Here is a 19104-nt window from a genome sequence, read left to right as displayed (position 1 = left end):
CTTTGTGTCTCGGACCCTTCAGTATCTCATCGGGCTCCGACAGTTCCGTGCCTTCCGTACCGGGTTGTCCACATCGTCTTCGCTCCATCCCCAGAAATCCGGTGGGGATGGAACGGGCTGCGTCGTCGGCGCAGGCTCGATCTCGTCGCAAGGTCCACCGGACGAGGAGAGACGATGAACCAGAACACGCTGATCGCCGCCGGCAACGTGATCACCCCCGTGCAGATCCGCCACACCCCCGACGGCATCCCCGTCACGACCTTCCGCATCGCCTGCAACGAGCGGCGGCGCGACCGCGAGACCAACGAGTGGGTCGACAAGGACTCGTTCTTCGTCTCCGTCACCTGCTGGCGTCGGCTCGCCGAGAACGTCTGCCGGTCGCTGCGCAGCGGGGACCCGGTGGTGGTCCTGGGCCGGCTGCTGACGCGCAGCTACGACACCGCGGAAGGTCGCCGGACCACCGTCACCGAGATGGAGGCCGACGCCGTCGGGCCCGATCTGACGTGGTGCACCGCCCATGTCACGCGCACGCGACGCGCGGAGGCCCCGGAGCAGTCGCCCGGCACGGCGCCCGCGGTCGCCCCGTCGTCCGGGGAGCAGGCCCCGGCATCGGACGATCCCTGGTCCGAGCGCGGGCCGGCGGGAGCCGAGGACCCCGGGCGCGAGCTGGCCGGCGCCCTACCGGCCTCGGGCGCCTGAACCGCTGCGAACTACCATCGTGGACGTGGCGGAGTTCATCTACAGCATGCAGAAGGTCCGGAAGGCCCACGGAGACAAGGTCATCCTCGATGACGTGTCGCTGAACTTCCTTCCGGGCGCCAAGATCGGCGTCGTCGGCCCGAACGGAGCCGGCAAGTCCACCGTGCTGAAGATCATGGCCGGGCTGGAGCACGCGAACAACGGCGAAGCCATGCTCGCCCCCGGTGCGACGGTCGGCATCCTCCAGCAGGAGCCGCCGCTGAACGAGGAGAAGACCGTCCTCGGCAACGTCGAGGAGGGTCTGGGAGAGATCAAGCAGCAGCTCGACCGGTACAACGAGATCGCCGAGCAGATGGCGACCGACTACACCGACGAGCTGATGGAGGAGATGGGTCAGCTCCAGGAGATCCTCGACCACAACGACGCCTGGGAGCTCGACTCCCAGCTCGAGCAGGCCATGGACGCCCTGCGGTGCCCGCCGCCGGACTCCCCGGTCGACATCCTCTCCGGGGGTGAGCGGCGGCGGGTGGCCCTGTGCAAGCTCCTGCTGGCGAAGCCGGACCTCCTGCTCCTCGACGAGCCCACCAACCACCTCGACGCGGAGAGCGTCCTGTGGCTGGAGCAGCACCTCGCGAGCTACGCGGGCGCCGTCCTGGCCGTCACCCACGACCGGTACTTCCTCGACAACGTCGCTGAGTGGATCATGGAGCTGGACCGCGGTCGCGCGATCGGCTACCAGGGCAACTACTCGACGTACCTGGAGAAGAAGGCCGAGCGCGTCTCCGTCCAGGGGCGCAAGGACGCGAAGCTGGCGAAGCGGCTCACCGACGAGCTCGCCTGGGTCCGCTCCGGTGCGAAGGCGCGGCAGGCCAAGAGCCGTGCCCGCCTGCAGCGCTACGAGGAGATGGCCGCCGAGGCCGACAAGCACCGCAAGCTCGACTTCGAGGAGATCCAGATCCCGCCGGGCCCGCGCCTGGGCAACACCGTCGTCGAGGTCGACCACCTCGACAAGGGGTTCGACGGCCGTCTCCTCATCAAGGACCTGTCCTTCTCGTTGCCCCGCAACGGCATCGTGGGGGTCATCGGGCCCAACGGCGTCGGCAAGACGACCCTGTTCAAGACCATCGTGGGTCTGGAGCACGCCGACTCGGGCGTGGTGAAGGTCGGCGACACGGTCAAGCTGTCCTACGTCGACCAGAACCGCGGCGGCATCGACCCGAAGAAGAACGTCTGGGAGGTCGTGTCCGACGGGCTCGACCACATCCAGGTCGGGCAGACGGAGATGCCGTCCCGCGCGTACGTCGCGGCGTTCGGGTTCAAGGGCCCCGACCAGCAGAAGCCGGCCGGTGTCCTGTCCGGTGGAGAGCGCAACCGGCTCAACCTCGCGCTCACGCTCAAGGAGGGCGGCAACCTCATCCTCCTCGACGAGCCCACCAACGACCTGGACGTCGAGACGCTCGGTTCGCTGGAGAACGCGCTCGAGCAGTTCCCCGGCTGCGCGGTCGTGATCTCCCACGACCGGTGGTTCCTCGACCGGGTCTGCACCCACATCCTGGCGTGGGAGGGCACCGACGAGAACCCGGCGTCGTGGTTCTGGTTCGAGGGCAACTTCGAGGCCTACGAGGCCAACAAGCTGCAGCGGCTCGGACCGGAGGCGGCGCGGCCCCATCGGGTGACCCACCGTAAGCTCACGCGCGACTGAGCGCGGGCGCAACCCCGGCCGGTGGAGTCGGCTGGCTCATCCGGGGGTGCCTCGGCACGGCAGGAGGTCACGTGGAGTCGGCGAGTGCCCATGGATCGGCGGTCCCCCGGTCGGTGCCCGCACCTCAGGTGTTCGCCGCGGCCACTGCGCTCCGGTGGACCCGGCCCGATCTCGCGGGGGCGTTGGCCGAGCACCTGATGGAGTCGGCCGACGCGGACGCCGACCGGGACGCATGGCTCGCGGCCGCCGGATGGCGGGTGCACGCCGCGGCCGCGGTGGGCGACGGACGGGAGATCGCCTCGGAGGTGCTGGAGTCCCTGCCGAGGTGGGGGGCCGGCGCGCTGATGGCGCCGTCCGGAGTACGGCTCCGGCTCGAGCTGGCGGTGCTCGGCCATGACGCGGGCGAGACCGGTCCCGCGCAGGCGCTGCTCGACACCGTCACCACCGACGGCGACCCGGAGCTGACGGCCGACCTCGCGACGGCCCGGCTGCGCTGCCGCGACGACGGGCCGCTCGACCCGACCGACGCACTGGTGGCGTGGGAGGGCGTCGGGAGTCCGGCACGGCAGGTCGGCTCGGCGGCCGTGCTGCTGGTCGCCGCGTCGTCGGACCGCAGGCGCGACCGCTCCGACAAGGCGGTGACGAGGGCGGTCGACGGGCTCGGCCGACTCGACCGGGCCAGGACCTCGCCGCGCGCGCTGAGCCCGTCACCCCACCTGGCCGCCGCACTGGCCGCCGAGTGGATCTCGTCGTTGATCGCGGCGGGCCGGTCCGAGCAAGCGAGCGAGGGGAGCAGGCCGCTGCGGGAGCGGCTCGTCGAGCACGCCCGCCCCACCCGGCAGCTGGCCCTGTTGCGGCTCACCCTCACGCGTGTGGCCGCGGCCGAGGCGGGTGACGCCGCGCCCGATGTCGCACGCGAGCTGGAGCGGGCCGCCCACGAGGCGGCCACCAGCGACACCCCGCAGCTGGAGCACATCTGCCGCACCGCGCTCGGGGAGGTCCACGAGATCGCCGGCCGGCCGGAGGCCGCGCGCGAGTCCCTGCGGCTCGCGGTCGTCGCCGACCGCCGCCACCGGGTGCGCGCCGCCCGGTTCCGCACTGCTCTCGTCTCGCTGCCCGAACTCGTCACGGGTCCCGCCGTCCCGCCTCCGTCCGTCGTACCGGGTGGGGACGTCGTACCGGGCGGGAGCAAGGAGGACCGACGGGTCCGGGAGATCCGCCGGATCGTCAGCGAGGCGGAGAACCGGCGGCGGGCCGGTGCCCCCGACGGGTCCGTCGCCGACGCACCGCACACCCCGGCCGGCGACACCGCGCCGCCCGGGTCGGCCGATCGCACCGCCAGGCTCCGGGCGGTGCAGACCGCGTCGATGGCCGAGCACCGCCCGCCGGAGGCCGCACCCGGCGGCGCGAAGCCGGGGCGGCGCAGGCGTCGGGCGGAGAGCGAGGGCGAGACCGCCGCCGACCTGTCGGTCTGGGGGGCGATGCCCTGGGCGGGCGGGCAGGTCTCGGGCGGTCGCGACCCGAACACCCAGGACGGCGACGGCCGGGGTTCGACCGGGCTGGGCTCGACCGGCCGGGGTTCGAACGGGCAGGGTTCGACCGGGCGGGGTTCGAACGGGCTGGGTTCGAACGGGCGGGGTTCGAACGGGCTGGGTTCGAACGGGCTGGGCTCGAACGGGCTGGGCTCGAACGGGCGGGATTCGGACCGGCCGCGGTCGACACCTCCGGTCGTGAGCACCCGTGGGCCGGACGACGGCGGGAACGACGCCGATCCGGGTGGGGCAGTCGGCGGGGACCGGGGGAGCGATCGCGAGGCCGGGTCGGACGGGCTCGACGCCCGGTCGATCGCTGCCGCGCCTGATCGTGCTCCCGACTCGCGCGCACGGGCCGATCGCGCCGGTCCAGGTCTCGATCCGTGGTCGACGGGTGTGTGGTCGACCGGGACGGCGAACGCGGAGGGAACGCCCGGGCACCGGGCCGGGACCGGTCCTGTGCCGCGTCCCGCCGGTGCGGTCGTCGGCGGGGACACCTCGCCGGTGTCGGGCGCGCCCGCGGAGCCCGACGGGCCGGTCGACGGGAACTCGGGTCGGGCGGCGGTCGCGTCGGCGCTGGCCGACCCCGAGGCCTGGTTGGCGTCGGCGCTCGCCGACCTCGACCGGATCTGGGGCCGGCGGCCCGACTCGGACGACGCTGCCCCTGCAGACGCCGACCGGGAGGGCGCCGGCGCCTCGGTCACCGACGCGCCCATCACGGACGCGGTGCTCACGGACGCGCCCGTCACCGAGCGGCCGCCCGGCGGGGCGTCCGGCGATCCGGCCGCGGCCCCGGAGTGCGTCGTCGTGGTCGACCTGGCCCGGGCCGGGGAACGCCTGCCGGCCGACGAATCGGCACCGACCGTGCGCCGCATCGCGCGCCGCCTCGCGCAGCGGCTGCCGGCCGGGGGCCGGTTGGACCGCGACGCGGCGGACGCCGTGTCCGTGGTGCTGGCCGACGGCGACCGGGGGGCCGCCGCGGAGTGGATGCGCTGGGTCGTCCCGGCGCTCGTCGACGGACTGGCCGTCGACGCCGCCGTGCAGGGGGCGCTGCTGCGCGCCGCGGTGCACGACGAGCACGGCGTGGTGGGAGCGCAGGTGCTGCAGCGCCTCGACGGCGGCCGGGCCCGCCCGAGCGGGGACCCCGCGGCGACCGCGTCACGGCGGGCGCAGCCCGCCGACCAGCCCGATCCGCCCCGCGACGTGCTCGGCTCTCCGGGGTCCGGTTCCTCGCAGCAGGACGCGGGCCGTGCCGTGCCGGGGCGCCACGACGAGTCGAGCGGGCGCCGGCCGTACCTGCCCGACGGCGTGGTGGTCCGGCCGGGATCCGGTGGACGCCGCCACCGCCGCGGGGACGCGTCCGGACCGGGGGCCGACGGGATCGACCCTCTCGGTGCCGATCCACTCGGTACCGGCCCCCTCGGTACCGGCCCCCGCGGTGCTGACGCGCGCGGCGCCGACCCCCGCGGTACGGACCGCGGTACCGACCCCCTCGGAGCCGATCCGCTCGGTGTCGGCCCCCGCGCTGGTGACGTGCGCGGCGCCGACACCCGCGGCACGGACCGAGGCGCCGACCCCCTCGGTGTGGACCCCCTCGGCGCCGACGACCTCCACGACCCCGGCTCCGGCCGGCCCGATCGCCGGGGCGCGCACCCCCACCCCACGGACGGCCGAGGCCCCGGCCCGCGCAGCGCCGCCCCCCGGGGCGACGCCGAGGACGCCGATCCCGGAGGCGCACCCCGCACTGCGTCGTCGCCCGGCGACGCCGCCGGTGCGCCGGCTGCCGACGGGAGCGACGCGGGTCCGCGGGGCGCGGGTGCCGGCCCACGACGGGCGTCCGGGTCGGCGCCGGGCTCGACCGGACCCACCGGACCAGAGCCGGATCAGGCAGGGGAGCGGGAGTCTGCGGGCCCGTCCTCGACCGAGGGGCTGGGGCTGGCCGACCTGCTGGCCGGGGCGCTCGCGGCGTACCGGGGCATCTGAGCGGTGCCGGAGCGTCACCGGGCCGTCACCCGACCGGGGGGCACGGCGAGGACGCGTGGGCATAGGGTGGCCCCGTCCCCGATCATCCAACCCCGGAGCCGCATGTGACCACCGGCGAGCGGGCGACGAAGCCCGGCCCCGAACTGACGGCCCTGCGTGCGCTCTACGCTCGGCACGCCCCCGACCTGGAGCGACTCTCCGGCGACCACCTCCCGATGCTGCTCGACGCGGCCCGCTCGCACGTCGAGCTGGCCGGGCGCCGGGCGGCGGGGGAGCCGCTGATCCGGGTCCGCGACGCCCTCCCCGCCGGAGGCCCGACGACGGGGCCCGTGGTCGAGGTCGTCACCGACGACATGCCGTTCCTGGTGCAGTCGCTGCTCGCGGCGGTCGCCCGGGTCGGGGGCGAGGTCACGCGGGTGATCCACCCCATCGTCGTGGTCCGCCGCGACGCCGACGGGCGGCTCGAGGACGTGCTCACCGACGCCGACGCGGCCGCGCCGCCCGTCGACGGCACCGTCGAGTCGTGGATCCACCTCGACCTGGAGCCGCTGGACCTCTCGCACGAGGAGCTGGCCGCACGGCTGTCCGAGGTCCTGCGCGAGGTCCGCGAGATCGTCGACGACGCCGAACCGATGATCGCGACCGCCCTGCGCATCGCCGACGGCCTGCCCTCGCGGGCCCCGGCCGACGCCACCGTGCAGCCCCGGGACGTCGCGGAGCTGCTGCGCTGGCTCGCCGACGGCCACGTCACCTTCCTCGGGTACCGCCACTACCGCGCCACCCCCGACGGCGAGCTGGTCGCCGAGCCCGGGTCCGGCCTCGGCGTGCTCCGCCGCGACGCCGCCGCCCGCGCGTTCGCCCCGCACGTCGACACCGCCCCCGGCCGCCCCGACCTGCTGGTCATCACGCGGGCGAGCGAGACGGGCCCGCTGCGCCCCGAGCACCCGTACTACCTGGCGGTGGCCACCGTCGACGCCGAGGGCCGGCTCACCGGCGAGCACCGCTTCCTGGGCCTGCTCACGGTGCCGGCGCTCTACGAGAGCGTCCTCGACATCCCGGTGATCGCGCGCCGCGTCCGCGACGCCGTCCACCGGGCCGGGTTCCCGCTGGAGTCCTACTCCGGCCAGCAGATGCTCGAGGTGCTGTCCGAGCTGCCGCGCGAGGAGCTGTTCAGCGCGGGCGTCGAGCAGCTGCACGACACCGCGGTCGGGGTGCTCGCCGTCGCCGGGCGGCGCGCGGTCCGGGTGTTCCTGCGCCCCGACCCGTACCGGCGCTTCGTGTCGTGCCTGGTCTACCTGCCGCGCGACCGCTACACGACCTCGTCGCGCCTCGCGATGGCGGAGGTCCTGCTGCGCCGCCTCGGCGGCACCAGCGTCGACCACACCGCGCGCGTCTCGGAGTCGGCGCTCGCGCTGGTCCAGTTCACCGTGCACGCCCCGGCCGACGCCGCCGGCTTCGGTGACGTCGACGTGCCGGTGCTGCAGGACGAACTGACCGAGGCCGTCCGCACCTGGGACGACCGGCTGCAGTCGACCCCCGAGGGCGCCGAGGTCGCCGCGCTCCTGACGGGCGTTCCGGAGACCTACAAGGCCGCGGTCGACCCGCAGCACGCCGTGGCCGACCTGCGCCGCATCGCCGCGCTGAGCGGCCCCGGCGACTTCTCCGTGCGCCTGCACGACGCCCGGCCCGGCGGCATGCGGCGCTTCGGCCTCTACCTCGCCGGGGCCCCCGCGACGCTGACGGCGGTGCTGCCGCTGTTGCAGCAGCTCGGCGTGGAGGTCCTCGACGAGCGCCCGTCGGAGTTCGTGCGGCCCGACGGGCTGCGCTGCTTCCTCTACGAGTTCGGCGTCCGCGTCGACGAGGCCACCCGCACCGCGCTGGCCGGGCGGACCGAGGCGGAGGTGGAGACCGGGTTCAGCGAGGCGTTCAGCGCGGCCTGGCGCGGTGACGCCGAGACCGACCGGTTCTCCGCGCTCGTGCTCCGCGCGGGCCTGCCGTGGCGCGAGGTGGCGGTGCTGCGCGCCTACGCCCGCTACGCGCGCCAGCTCGGGAGCCCGTACAGCCCGCAGTACATGGCCGACACGCTGCTCATGCAGCCCGCGGTGGCGGCGGCACTGGTCGGGGTGTTCCGGGCGCGGTTCGACCCGGCGGTCCCCGACCGCGAGCGGGCCGAGTCCGCCGCGCTCGCGCAGGCCCGCGGGCTGATCGACGCCGTCACCGGCCTCGACGCCGACCGGATCCTGCGCGGCTACCTCGCGATGATCACCGCGACGCTGCGCACCAACTGGTTCCGCCGGCGCGACTTCTTCTCCTTCAAGATCGACCCGTCGGCCGTGCCGGACATGCCGGCGCCGCGTCCGCGGTTCGAGATCTGGGTGTACTCGCCGCGGGTCGAGGGCGTGCACCTGCGGTTCGGGGCCGTCGCCCGCGGCGGTCTGCGCTGGTCGGACCGGCCGCAGGACTTCCGCACCGAGATACTCGGGCTGGTCAAGGCGCAGGCGGTGAAGAACGCGGTGATCGTGCCGGTCGGGGCGAAGGGCGGGTTCTTCGTCCGCGCCGCGCAGCCGGACCCGGCCGAGGTCGAGGCCTGCTACCGCATGTTCATCTCGGGCCTGCTCGACGTCACCGACAACCTCGTCGACGGCGCGACCGTCCCGCCGCCGGACGTGGTCCGCCACGACGGGGACGACTCGTACCTGGTCGTCGCCGCGGACAAGGGCACCGCGCGGTTCTCCGACACCGCCAACGAGGTCGCGGCCTCCTACGGGTTCTGGCTCGGCGACGCGTTCGCCTCGGGCGGCTCCGTCGGCTACGACCACAAGGCCATGGGGATCACCGCGAAGGGCGCGTGGGAGAGCGTCAAGCGGCACTTCCGCGAGCTCGGCGTCGACACCCAGACGCAGGAGTTCACGGTCGTCGGCGTCGGCGACATGTCCGGCGACGTCTTCGGCAACGGGATGCTGCTCTCGCGCCACATCCGGCTGGTCGCGGCGTTCGACCACCGGCACGTCTTCGTGGACCCGACGCCCGACGCCGCCACGAGCTTCGCCGAGCGCGAGCGGATGTTCGCGCTGCCGCGCTCGTCGTGGGACGACTACGACCGGTCGCTGATCAGCGCGGGCGGCGGCGTGTGGGCGCGCACCGAGAAGTCGGTGCCGGTGGGGGCGGAGATCCGGGCCGCGCTCGGCCTCGCCGACGACGTCACGCGGCTGAGCCCGCCCGAGCTGATCGCCGCGATCCTGCGCGCCCCCGCCGACCTGCTGTGGAACGGCGGGATCGGCACCTACGTCAAGGCCGCCGACGAGACGCACGAGGCCGCGGGCGACAAGGCCAACGACCCCGTCCGCGCCGACGGGGTGGAGCTGCGGGTCAAGGTCGTCGGCGAGGGCGGCAACCTCGGCCTGACGCAGAAGGGCCGCATCGAGTTCGCGCGGGCCGGCGGCAAGATCAACACCGATGCGATCGACAACTCGGCGGGCGTCGACTGCTCCGACCACGAGGTCAACATCAAGATCCTGCTCGACCGGCTCGTCGCGGCGGGGGAGCTCGAGCGGGGCGACCGCAACGCCGTGCTCGTCGAGATGACCGACGAGGTGTCGGAGCTGGTGCTCGCCGACAACCGCGAGCAGAACGCCGTGCTCGGGATCGCCAGGGCGCACGCGGCCGACATGGCCGGGGTGCACGGCCGGCTCACCGCCGACCTCGAGGAGCGCTACGGGCTCGTCCGGAAGCTGGAGGTCCTCCCCGACACGGCGGGCTTCGCCGCGCTCGAGGCGGCCGGGCAGGGGCTGAGCAGCCCGGAGCTCTCGACGCTGCTCGCGCACACGAAGCTCGACCTCACCGCGCAGGTGCTCGCCACCGACCTCCCCGACGTCGCCGCGTTCGCCTCGCGGCTGCCGGAGTACTTCCCGCACGCGATCCGTGAGCGGTTCCCCCGCGCGATCGCCGGGCACCCGCTGCGCCGCGAGATCGTGACGACGCAGCTGGTCAACGAGATGGTCGACGGCGCCGGGATGACGTACGTGTTCCGGCTCGGGGAGGAGACCGCGGCGTCGGCGACCGACGCGGTGCGGGCGTACGCCGTCACGACCGCGGTGTTCGACCTGCCCGCCCTGTGGGCCGAGCTGGGCGACCCCCGCATCCCGACGGCGGTGTCCGACGAGATCGTGCTGGAGTCGCGGCGGCTGCTCGACCGCGGCTCGCGCTGGTTCCTCACCAACCGGCCGCAGCCGCTGGCCGTCGGGGCGGAGGTCGCGCGGTTCGCGGCCACGGTCCGGGAGCTGCGCGGTCAGCTGTCCGGGCTGCTGCGCGGCCGGGAGCTCGAGGCCGTGCAGGACCGGGCGCGGCAGCTCGCGGGGGCGGGCGTCGGCGCGGACTGCGCCACCCGCTCGGGCGCGCTCATGTACGGCTACGGGCTGCTCGACGTCGTCGAGCTGGTGGAGCTCTCCGAGCGCGACCGGGAGCCGCGGGAGCCGCGTGAGGTGGCCGAGCTGTACTACGCGCTGTCCGAGCACCTGGGCATCGACCTGGCGCTGACCTCGGTCAGCGCGCTGGAGCGCGGCGACCGCTGGCACGCGCTGGCCCGCCTCGCCCTGCGCGACGACCTGTACGGGTCGCTGCGCGCGGTCACCCTCGACGCGCTGCGGGAGGCCGCCCCCGGCACCCCGGTCGAGGACGCCATCGCGCAGTGGGAGCAGGCCAACGCGAGCCGGCTGGTGCGGGCCCGTGCGGCCCTCTACGAGGTCGGCACGGCGGGGCAGCTGGACCTGGCGACGCTCTCGGTCGTCTCCCGGCAGCTCCGGGGCCTGGCCCGCTGACCGCGGGTGAGAGGGTGCACGGTGTGACCGCATTCGTGGCGCAGGTGCCCCTGCGCTGGACCGACCAGGACTCCTACCGGCACCTCAACCACGCGCGCGCGGTGACGCTGCTGGAGGAGGCGCGGATCGCGCTGTTCTTCGACCGCGCCGCCGCCGACGGCGTCGGGACGTTCTCGTCGGGGCTGCTGGTCGTCGGGCTGGGGGTCGAGTACAAGCGCCAGGTCGCCTACCGGGCGCACACGCTGCGCGTCGCGATGACCGTCGAGCAGGTGCGGGCCGCGACCTTCGTCATCCGCTACGCCCTGCACGACGGGCCGGGCGACGACGCGCCGGTGGCGATCACCGCGCACACCCGGATGGCTCCGTTCGACCTCGCCGCGCAGCGCCCGCGGCGGCTCACCGACGACGAGAAGTCGTGGCTGGGGGAGTGGGCGTGACCGCACTGGAGATCCCCGACGCCGACGAGCGGGGCGACCTCGGCGCCTTCATCGGCCGGGTCGTGCGCCTCGACCCCGTGGCGATCGTCCGGCTGCGGGCGGCGAACGGGGTGGTCACGGCGTGGGCGTCGACCCCGTTCGACGTGCTCGCCACCCGCTCCGTGCACGGGTCGCTGGACCCCGCGGACGTCACGCTGCCGGCGTCGTCGCTGCTCACGGCCCTGTCGGTGGAGCGGGCCGGGGTCGTCGACCCGGGATCGGGCGGGCTGTGGCAGGGCGAGCTGCCGCCCGTCGACGGGTGGGGGGCGGTGGACGCGGTGCCGGCCGAGGAGATCGAGAAGCTCACCGAGCGCGGGCTCGCGGTCGCCCGGGAGAACGCCGGCCCGATGGGGCCGCCCGCGTCCCTGCTCGACCAGACGGTGCTCACCGTCACCGCGGACACGGGCCCGGCGGTGAAGGTGCCGATGCGCTGCCTGTTCGCACTGTCCGGGATGGGGTTCGTCGCCGGGGACGCGGGCGACGCGGTGCGCGTGTCGGCCACCGGCACCTGGCTGCGCCTCGACGCCCGCTACGGCGCCGTCGTGCGCCGCAGGCTCACCGGGCTGCCGCTGCTGCTGGCCTGAGGTCGGGCGCCGTCAGGCCAGCCACACCGCGGTGTCCGGCGGGAGCAGCCCGCCCGACAGCGGGCTGCTGGAGAGCAGGACGTCGCCCGGGGGCAGCGGGACGGGCTCGTCGCCGGTGTTCAGGGCGCAGACCAGGGTGGACCCGGCGCGCCGGAACGCCAGGCAGCCCTCGGGGGCCCCGAACCACTCCAGGTCGCGGCCGGTGAACCCCGGGTGGCAGCGGCGCAGCTCCAGGGCGCGGCGGTAGACCGACAGCGTCGACGCGGTGTCCTCCAGCTGGTCGGCGACCAGCCGGTCGGCCCACTCGTCCGGGATGGGCAGCCACGGCCGGCCCGCGGTGAAGCCGAACCCGGGCCCGGAACCCTCCCACGGCAGCGGGACGCGGCAGCCGTCGCGGCCGCGGTCGGTGCGCCCGGACTGCAGCCAGCGCGGGTCCTGCAGCGCGTCGTCGGGCAGCTCGACGTCGGGCAGGCCCAGCTCCTCACCGTTGTAGAGGAACACCGTGCCGGGGAGCGCGAGCGTCACCATCGCCATCGCGCGGGCCCGCGCGACGCCGCCGTAGCGGGTGACCGGCCGCGGCGTGTCGTGGTCGGCCAGCACCCACGACGGCGGCGACGGGGTGCCGGCCACGGCGTCGAAGGAGTCCTCGATCGCGTCCCGCACGGCGTCGGCGTCGAACGGGCACTCCAGCAACCGGTAGGTGAGCCCGACGTGGAGCTCGTCGGCGCGCACGTACCGGGCGAACGCGGCGTCGTCGCGCACGCAGACCTGCCCGACGAGCAGGCACTGCGGGAAGTGGTCGACGACGGCCCGGACCATGCGGTGCACGTCGTGCACGCCCTCGTGGTCGAAGCGCGGGTCGACGGGTGCGCCCGCGGCGTCGGGGAGGCCGTCGGGCTTGCTCATGCCGTGCGCGACGTCGACGCGGAAGCCGTCGACGCTGCGGTCGAGCCAGAACCGGACCGTCTTCTCCAGGTCGGCCCAGACCTCGGGGTTGGTCCAGTTCAGGTCGGGCTGGTCGGGGGAGAACAGGTGCAGGTACCACTCCGGGTCGCCGGGGACGCGGGTCCACGCCGGCCCGCCGAACACGCTCCGCCAGTCGTTGGGCGGGGCGGCGCCGTCGCGGCCCCGGCCCGGCCGGAAGTGGTACCGCTCCCGCTCGGGACTGCCCGGCGCCGACGCGCGGGCCGCGCGGAACCACTCGTGCTCGACGGAGGTGTGGTTGGGCACCAGGTCGACGACGATCTTCAGCCCGTGGTCGTGGGCGTCGGACACGAGCGCGTCGAAGACGGCGAGGTCACCGAACACCGGGTCGACGTCACGCGGGTCGGCGACGTCGTAGCCGTGGTCGGCCATCGGGGAGGTGTAGAACGAGGTCAGCCACAGTGCGTCGACGCCGAGTAGCTCCAGGTAACCGAGCCGGGACCGGATGCCCTCCAGGTCGCCCACGCCGTCACCGTCGGAGTCGGTGAAGCTGCGCACGTAGACCTGGTAGACCACCGCCTCGCGCCACCACTGCACGGGGGAATCTTGTCAAACTTCCGGCCCGGATGAACGGATTGCCGGTCACGGCGCGTAGTACGCCACGATGGACACACCAGCGGTAGCGATCGGGGGTGCCCTCCTGCATGACGAGGCCGGTCTGCGGGCTGCGCACCGGGAGCACGCCGGCGAGCTGTTCCGCTTCGCCCTGCGTCAGCTGCGCGACGCCGGCGCGGCGGAGGACGTCGTCCAGGAGGCGTTCCTGCGCGCCTGGCGATCGGCCGACACCTTCGACGCCGGGCGCGGCTCGCTGCGGGCGTGGCTGTTCGCGATCACGCGCAACCTCGTCGTCGACCACACGCGGCGCCGGGCGGTGCGCCCGGTGCAGCCGGTCGACGCCGACCGGCTCGTCGCGCTCGCGGGTGGCGACGGCGGCTTCGACGAGGCGACGATGACGGCCTGGACGGTGGAGGAGGCGCTGCGGCGCCTGTCCGAGGAGCACCGCGTCGCGCTGGTGGAGACCTACCTGCGCGGGCGGCCCTACGGTGAGGTCTCGGCGGAGCTGGGCGTACCGGTCGGCACGGTCCGCAGCCGGGTGTTCTACGGGCTCAAGGCACTGCGACTGGTACTGGACGAGATGGGGGTGCAGCTGTGACGGCCGAGACGCATCGGACGATCCGGGAGCAGCTCGGCGCCTACGCGCTGGGCCAGCTCACCGGGGACCGGTGGCACGCGGTGCACGACCACCTGGAGTCCTGCGCGGCCTGCCGCGCCGACCTCGACGAGATCGCGCCGGTGGCGGGGCTGCTCGGCGGCGCCCGCGACCGCCTCGGCGTCGACGACCTGGGCCCCGCCCCGCAGCCGCCGCCCCTGCCGGACTCCCTCATCGCCGAGGTCCGGGCGGCGGCCGCGCCGGTCCCGCAGCAGCGCCGCCCGCGGCGCGCGCTGCTCGTCGCGGCGGCCGCGGCGACGGTGCTGGTGGCGGGCGGCGTCGGGTACGTCGTGGGCGGTTCGGTCGACGAGGTCCCGTTCGAGCAGGTCGCGGTGCGCGCGCTCGACCCGGCGATCCGCGCCGAGGCCGCCGTCGTGCCGCACACGTGGGGGATGGAGTTCACGCTCACCGCCACCGGGTTCGACGCCGGCACGGCGTACGCCGTCACGGTCACCGACGACGAGGGACGGGTCGTCGGGGCCGGGGAGTTCCTCGGCACGGGGGACGCGGAGATGCGCTGCAACCTCAACTCCTCGGTCCTGCGCGACGACGCCTCGCTCGTCCAGGTCACCGGGCCCGACGGAGAGGTCGTACTCGACGCCGCCGTGTGACACGCTCTGCCGATGGATCGGACGACGGACCCCGCACTCGGCCCCGTCCGGGTCCTGGTCGAGGAGCACCTGGCGCTGGAGACGTCCTCGTGGTCGGCCGGTGCGCCGGGCGCGCTGGCCCGGCTCACCCGGGTGCCCGGCGAGCGGGCGCAGCGCGGGCCGAACAGCGTGGTCACCTCCCGCGGCGGGCTGCGGGTCGTGCTGCCCGACGACGCGACGGCCGTCGCCTACGAGACGCCGTCCTCGCGCGACCCGATGCGCTGGCTGCACGCCGTCGCGTTCTGCGTCCCCGACGAGGCCGCGCGGTGCGCCGGGCGGCGGGTCGTCACCGAGCTCGGGCCCGACGCCGAGGCCCTGCGCCCGGCCGACCTGTCCGGGACCCTGTTCGACCTGGGCCTCGGGGCCGCCGCCGCCGACGTGCTGGTGCGCACCGCCGATCCCGCGGCGCTGGAGGTGCTGCGGGCCGCGGTCGGCCGCGACGCCGTCAGCGGCGGGCTGCTCGCGCAGCTCACCGGCGCGGCACCGGACGTCGTCGTCGTCACGGCGGCGGGGCGGATGGAGATCACCGCACCCGGCGGCGGCACGGGGCTGCGGCTGCGGCCCAGCCAGGTCCGGCAGGACCCGGGGCCCGCGGCGCACATCCCGGTTCCCGACGGCTGGACCCCGGTGCTGCGGCTGCACCCCGCCCACCCGGCCGCGGAGCCCGACGGGCGGCCGGTGCCGTTCGACCCCGAGCGCGACGCCGCGTTCCGCGCGCTGCTGTCCGGGCACGGCGACCCGGTGCTCGGGGTGGTGGCGGCCGACGTCGTCGACGCCGTCCGGGCGATGCGCGGGCCGGAGACGATGGACCTGCCCGGCGACCCGGCCAGCCGCGCCGCCATCGCCGTGACGCTGCGCCGGCTCGCGTTCACCGACGGCACGTCCGGCACGCTCGCGGCCTGGCGCGGGCACTACGGGCCGACCGTGGAGCTGGCCGACCCCGACGAGTGAGCTAGAAGTCGGAGTTCTGCATGCTCGCGGCCGCGTAGGTCATGTACTGCCAGATCTGCTCGCGGTGGGCGTCGTCGAACCCGGCCTCGTCGACGGCGATGCGCATGCAGCGCAGCCACGCGTCGCGCTCGATCGGCCCGACCTTGAACGGGTTGTGCCGCATCCGCAGCCGCGGGTGCCCGCGCTGCTCGGAGTAGGTGCGCGGGCCGCCCCAGTACTGCTCCAGGAACATCCGCAGGCGCACCTCGGCCGGGCCGAGGTCCTTCTCCGGGTAGAGGGGGAGCAGGACGTCGTCGGCGGCGACCTCCTGGTAGAAGCGGGAGACGAGCTTCTCGAAGACGGGCGCGCCGCCCACCTCGGCGTAGAAGTTCTGCGGATCGGTCACGGGTCCATCATCCTCGCTCGGTCTGCGGGGTCACTTGGTCAGGGGTGGTCCGGCCGGCGGCAGGGCCGGGAGCAGGCCCGGGCGCGGGACGTGGGCGTCGTCGAAGGCGTCGGTGAGCGCGGCGTTCAGGGCGCGTTGCACGAGCCACTGCTTGCCCGGGGCGACCTTGACGGTGACCCGCAGCGTGACGCCCTCCGGGCCGACCCGGTCCACGCCCAGCACCTCGACCGGCTCCATGACGTGCTCGGCGACGTCGTCGAGCGTCACGCGCTCGGACGCGACGGTGCCGATCAGCGCGGTGGCCTCGGCGATGTCGGCGCTGTGGGCGACCGGGATGTCGACGACGGCGACGGCGTAGCCCTGGCTCTTGTTGCCCACGCGCAGGATCTCGCCGTTGCGGACGTACCAGACGGTGCCGTTGATGTCGCGCAGCGTCGTGATCCGCAGCCCGACCGCCTCGACGGTGCCGCTGGCCTCCCCGAGGTCGACGATGTCGCCGACGCCGTACTGGTCCTCCAGCAGCATGAACATGCCGGACAGGAAGTCGCGGACGAGGTTCTGCGCGCCGAACCCGACCGCGACGCCGACGATGCCGGCCGAGGCGAGGATCGGGCCGAGGTTCACGCCGAACTCGGACAGCACCATGATCGCGGCGATGGTCAGCACGATCACCGAGATCGTCGACCGCAGCACCGAGCCGATGGTGCGGGCCCGCTGGGCGCGCCGGACCGGCGCCGTCGCGGACGCGGCGGCGGGCGTGCGGCGGGGGAGCCGGGCGTTGGCCGCACCGTCGACGACGCGGTTGACCAGGCGGTGCAGCAGGAAGCGCGCGAGGAACGCGAGCACCAGGATCAGCACGATCCGGAGCCCGGTCCCCATGATCGTGTCGGCGGAGCGGGCGAGGAAGTCGTTGTTGGTCCACTGGTAGAACCGGGCGCACCAGGTCCCGGCCTCGGAGGCGCAGGCGGGCTGGGCGGGGAGCAGGTCGTTCATGGGTGGTGGATCTCCAGTCCGGTGTGAGCGGCCAGGAAGGCGAGCTGGTCGGCGGCGAGCCCGACGGTGCGCGACACCGAGCGGGCGCCGTGGCCCACGTCGGTCTCGCGGCGGAGCAGGACCGGGGCCCGCCCCGCGGTCGCGTGCTGCAGCGCCGCGCACATCTTGCGCGCGTGCAGCGGGTCGACGCGCGAGTCCGACTCGAACACGGTGAACAGCGTCGCCGGGTAGTCGACGCCGTCGGTGACGTGGTGGTAGGGCGAGTAGGACAGCAGCCAGCCCAGCTCGGTGGGGTCGGCGGCCGTGCCGTACTCCTCGTTCCAGGTGCGCCCGAGCGAGAACTCCTCGTAGCGCACCATGTCCAGCAGCGGGGCCGAGCAGACGACCGCCGCGTAGAGGTCGGGGCGCTGGACGAGCGCGGCGCCGACGAGCAGGCCGCCGTTGGACCCGCCCATGATCGACAGCTGCGCCGGGGTGGTGTCACCCGCGTCGACCAGCGCCTGCGCGGCGGCGTGCAGGTCGTCGAACACGTTCTGCTTGTGCGCGCGGTTGCCGGCGCGGTGCCAGTCCTCGCCCTCCTCGCCGCCGCCGCGCAGCGACACCAGCGCGTACGCCCCGCCGGCCGCCACCCAGGCGAGCGCGGAGGCGGTGTAGGACGGCTCGCGGCTGATCCCGAAGCCGCCGTAGCCGGTGACGAGCGTCGGGCGCGGCCCGCTCGACCCGGCGGGGGCGATCACGAACATCCGCACGGTGGTGCCGTCGGCGGAGGTGAACGCGCGCTGCTCGCTGCGGACGTCGGGCACGTCGACCGAGCCGGGGGCGGTGCGCTCCAGGACCGTGGTGCCGCCCTCGTGGCGCAGGACCTGCGGCGGGGTGACGAGGTCGGTCCAGCCGATCCAGAGCTTCCCGTGCTCGGCCGGGGTGTCGAGGTCGGCGACCGTCAGGCCGATCACGGACCCGGTGCCGGGCAGGTCGACCGCGCCGTCCGGGGTGCCGTCGACGTGGTGCAGCGCGATCTCGGAGACGGCGTGCCGGGCGCGCAGCAGCGCCAGCCGCGGCCCGTCCGGGCCCTCCAGGCGGCGCACGGCGTCGAGCACGGAGCCCGGGTCCTCGGCGACGAGCGGGCGCCAGTGCTCGCGCTGCGGCGTCGCGGGGTCGGTGACGGCGAGGCGCCAGCGGGGCGCGCCGTCGGTGGTGTGCAGGTAGAGCAGGTCGTCGCGGTCGACCCAGGCGGCGCACTGCACGTCGTCGTCCTGGGTGAGCACGCGCACCAGGTCGCCGTCGACGCGGCCGACCCACAGGCTGTCGCGCCGGGCGGTGCCGACGTTGGCGGTGACGACCATCCAGGTGCCGTCGCGGGAGACCCGCACGCCGTAGTAGGTGTGGTCGTCGTAGAGGCCGGGGGCGTCGACCAGCACGTCGTCGGTGGTCGGGGTGCCGATCCGGTGGCGCCAGATGCGGCGGTGGAAGGCCTGCTCGCCCTCGGGGGCCTCGGCGGCGTCGACCATCCGGACGAACACGAACTCCTCGCCGCCCGGCAGCCAGGAGACGGCGGAGTAGCGGCAGCGGTCGATCGGCGGCTCCACGTCCTCCCCGGTGGCGACGTCGAGGACGTGCAGCACCGAGTGCTCGTCGCCGCCCGCGGAGAGCTGGTAGGCCAGGCGGCCGCCCTCCAGGTCGGGCACCCAGCCGTCGAGGGTGGTGAGGCCGGTGGGGTCGATCGCCATCGGGTCGAGCAGCACCCGCTCGCTGCCGTCGGGCTCGCGGACGAGGACGACCGCGTGCTCCTGCCCCGGCTCGCGGCGCACCGAGAACGCGCGCCCGGCCCGCCACAACGGCACCGACACCGAGCCGGCGGAGAGCAGGTCGTGCAGCCGCGCGGCCAGCGGGCCGCGCCCGGGCAGCGCGTCGAGGTGCTCGCCGGTCAGGGCGTCCTGCGCGGCCGACCACTCCCGCGTGCGCGGGTCCTCGGCGTCCTCCAGCCAGCGGTAGGGGTCGGCCACGCGGTGGCCGTGCAGGGTCTCGACGAGGTCCAGGCGTTCCGCGGCGGGGTAGGGCGTGCTCACGCGGACCGAGGTTACGTCACCCGGGAGTGTGGCCGGGCGCCCCTTCCGACCAGTGGGGCGGCCGGTGACCGA

Annotated in this window: 13 protein-coding genes; 9 read left to right on the top strand and 4 right to left on the bottom strand. The window is 75.0% G+C overall.

What is annotated here, in order from left to right; translation table 11 throughout:
* Positions 1-174: 174 nt before the first annotated feature.
* From ssb to H6H00_RS31695, 6 genes are all read left to right on the top strand, one after another.
* Positions 175-699 (top strand): single-stranded DNA-binding protein, encoded by a 525-nt coding sequence (gene ssb / locus H6H00_RS31720; RefSeq protein WP_185719347.1) that lies wholly within the window; start codon positions 175-177, stop codon positions 697-699.
* 25 nt (positions 700-724) lie between these two features.
* The gene (gene ettA / locus H6H00_RS31715) at positions 725-2401 is read left to right on the top strand and encodes an energy-dependent translational throttle protein EttA (protein WP_185719345.1); all 1677 of its coding nucleotides are present in this window, start codon (positions 725-727) and stop codon (positions 2399-2401) included.
* Positions 2402-2514: 113 nt separating this feature from the next.
* Positions 2515-5916, top strand: a complete 3402-nt coding sequence (locus tag H6H00_RS31710) for a hypothetical protein (protein WP_185719343.1) — start codon at positions 2515-2517, stop codon at positions 5914-5916.
* Positions 5917-6020: 104 nt separating this feature from the next.
* The gene (locus H6H00_RS31705) at positions 6021-10733 is read left to right on the top strand and encodes an NAD-glutamate dehydrogenase (protein ID WP_255425488.1); all 4713 of its coding nucleotides are present in this window, start codon (positions 6021-6023) and stop codon (positions 10731-10733) included.
* A 23-nt stretch (positions 10734-10756) separates the two neighbouring features.
* On the top strand, positions 10757-11170 hold the full coding sequence (locus tag H6H00_RS31700) for an acyl-CoA thioesterase (RefSeq protein WP_185719341.1): 414 nt from the start codon (positions 10757-10759) through the stop codon (positions 11168-11170).
* Positions 11167-11793, top strand: coding sequence for a DUF8185 domain-containing protein (locus tag H6H00_RS31695; protein ID WP_185719339.1), 627 nt, complete (start codon positions 11167-11169; stop codon positions 11791-11793). Before H6H00_RS31700 ends, H6H00_RS31695 begins: the two co-directional genes overlap by 4 nt.
* A gap of 12 nt (positions 11794-11805) precedes the next feature.
* On the opposite strand, the gene H6H00_RS31690 is transcribed toward H6H00_RS31695, so the two are convergent.
* Complete coding sequence (locus H6H00_RS31690; RefSeq protein WP_185719337.1) at positions 11806-13314, bottom strand: glycoside hydrolase family 13 protein; 1509 nt, start codon at positions 13312-13314, stop codon at positions 11806-11808.
* 67 nt (positions 13315-13381) lie between these two features.
* Here H6H00_RS31690 and H6H00_RS31685 point away from each other — a divergent pair, with 67 nt between their 5' ends.
* From H6H00_RS31685 to H6H00_RS31675, 3 genes are read left to right on the top strand one after another with little or no spacing between them, the layout of a single operon-like run.
* On the top strand, positions 13382-13930 hold the full coding sequence (locus H6H00_RS31685; protein WP_185719335.1) for a sigma-70 family RNA polymerase sigma factor: 549 nt from the start codon (positions 13382-13384) through the stop codon (positions 13928-13930).
* The gene (locus tag H6H00_RS31680) at positions 13927-14598 is read left to right on the top strand and encodes an anti-sigma factor family protein (RefSeq protein ID WP_185719333.1); all 672 of its coding nucleotides are present in this window, start codon (positions 13927-13929) and stop codon (positions 14596-14598) included. The genes H6H00_RS31685 and H6H00_RS31680 overlap by 4 nt, the downstream gene beginning before the upstream one ends.
* 12 nt (positions 14599-14610) lie before the next feature.
* On the top strand, positions 14611-15588 hold the full coding sequence (locus H6H00_RS31675) for a DUF6925 family protein (RefSeq protein ID WP_185719331.1): 978 nt from the start codon (positions 14611-14613) through the stop codon (positions 15586-15588).
* A 1-nt stretch (position 15589) separates the two neighbouring features.
* On the opposite strand, the gene H6H00_RS31670 is transcribed toward H6H00_RS31675, so the two are convergent.
* Genes H6H00_RS31670 through H6H00_RS31660 form a run of 3 tightly spaced genes read right to left on the bottom strand, consistent with a single transcriptional unit; the run spans position 15590 to position 19032 of the window.
* Positions 15590-15973: a globin gene (locus H6H00_RS31670; RefSeq protein WP_185719329.1), complete on the bottom strand. Its 384-nt coding sequence runs from the start codon at positions 15971-15973 to the stop codon at positions 15590-15592.
* A 30-nt stretch (positions 15974-16003) separates the two neighbouring features.
* Complete coding sequence (locus H6H00_RS31665; protein WP_185719327.1) at positions 16004-16966, bottom strand: mechanosensitive ion channel family protein; 963 nt, start codon at positions 16964-16966, stop codon at positions 16004-16006.
* Positions 16963-19032 carry a prolyl oligopeptidase family serine peptidase gene (locus H6H00_RS31660; RefSeq protein WP_185719325.1) on the bottom strand — a complete coding sequence of 690 codons (2070 nt, stop codon included), beginning with the start codon at positions 19030-19032 and terminating at the stop codon, positions 16963-16965. Before H6H00_RS31660 ends, H6H00_RS31665 begins: the two co-directional genes overlap by 4 nt.
* Positions 19033-19104 lie beyond the last annotated feature (72 nt).

It is taken from the genome of Pseudonocardia petroleophila, assembly GCF_014235185.1.
GTDB classification, from domain to species: Bacteria; Actinomycetota; Actinomycetes; order Mycobacteriales; family Pseudonocardiaceae; genus Pseudonocardia; species Pseudonocardia petroleophila.
The sequence above is the reverse complement of the archived record's forward strand: the minus strand, read 5'-3'. Positions and strand labels throughout refer to the sequence as shown.

Excerpts from the sequence above, each read along its gene's own strand:
- ssb (WP_185719347.1), top strand. The coding sequence starts at position 175 with ATGAACCAGAACACGCTGATCGCCGCCGGCAACGTGATCACCCCCGTG.
- H6H00_RS31665 (WP_185719327.1), bottom strand. The coding sequence starts at position 16,966 with ATGAACGACCTGCTCCCCGCCCAGCCCGCCTGCGCCTCCGAGGCCGGG.
- H6H00_RS31685 (WP_185719335.1), top strand. The coding sequence starts at position 13,382 with ATGGACACACCAGCGGTAGCGATCGGGGGTGCCCTCCTGCATGACGAG.
- H6H00_RS31675 (WP_185719331.1), top strand. The coding sequence starts at position 14,611 with ATGGATCGGACGACGGACCCCGCACTCGGCCCCGTCCGGGTCCTGGTC.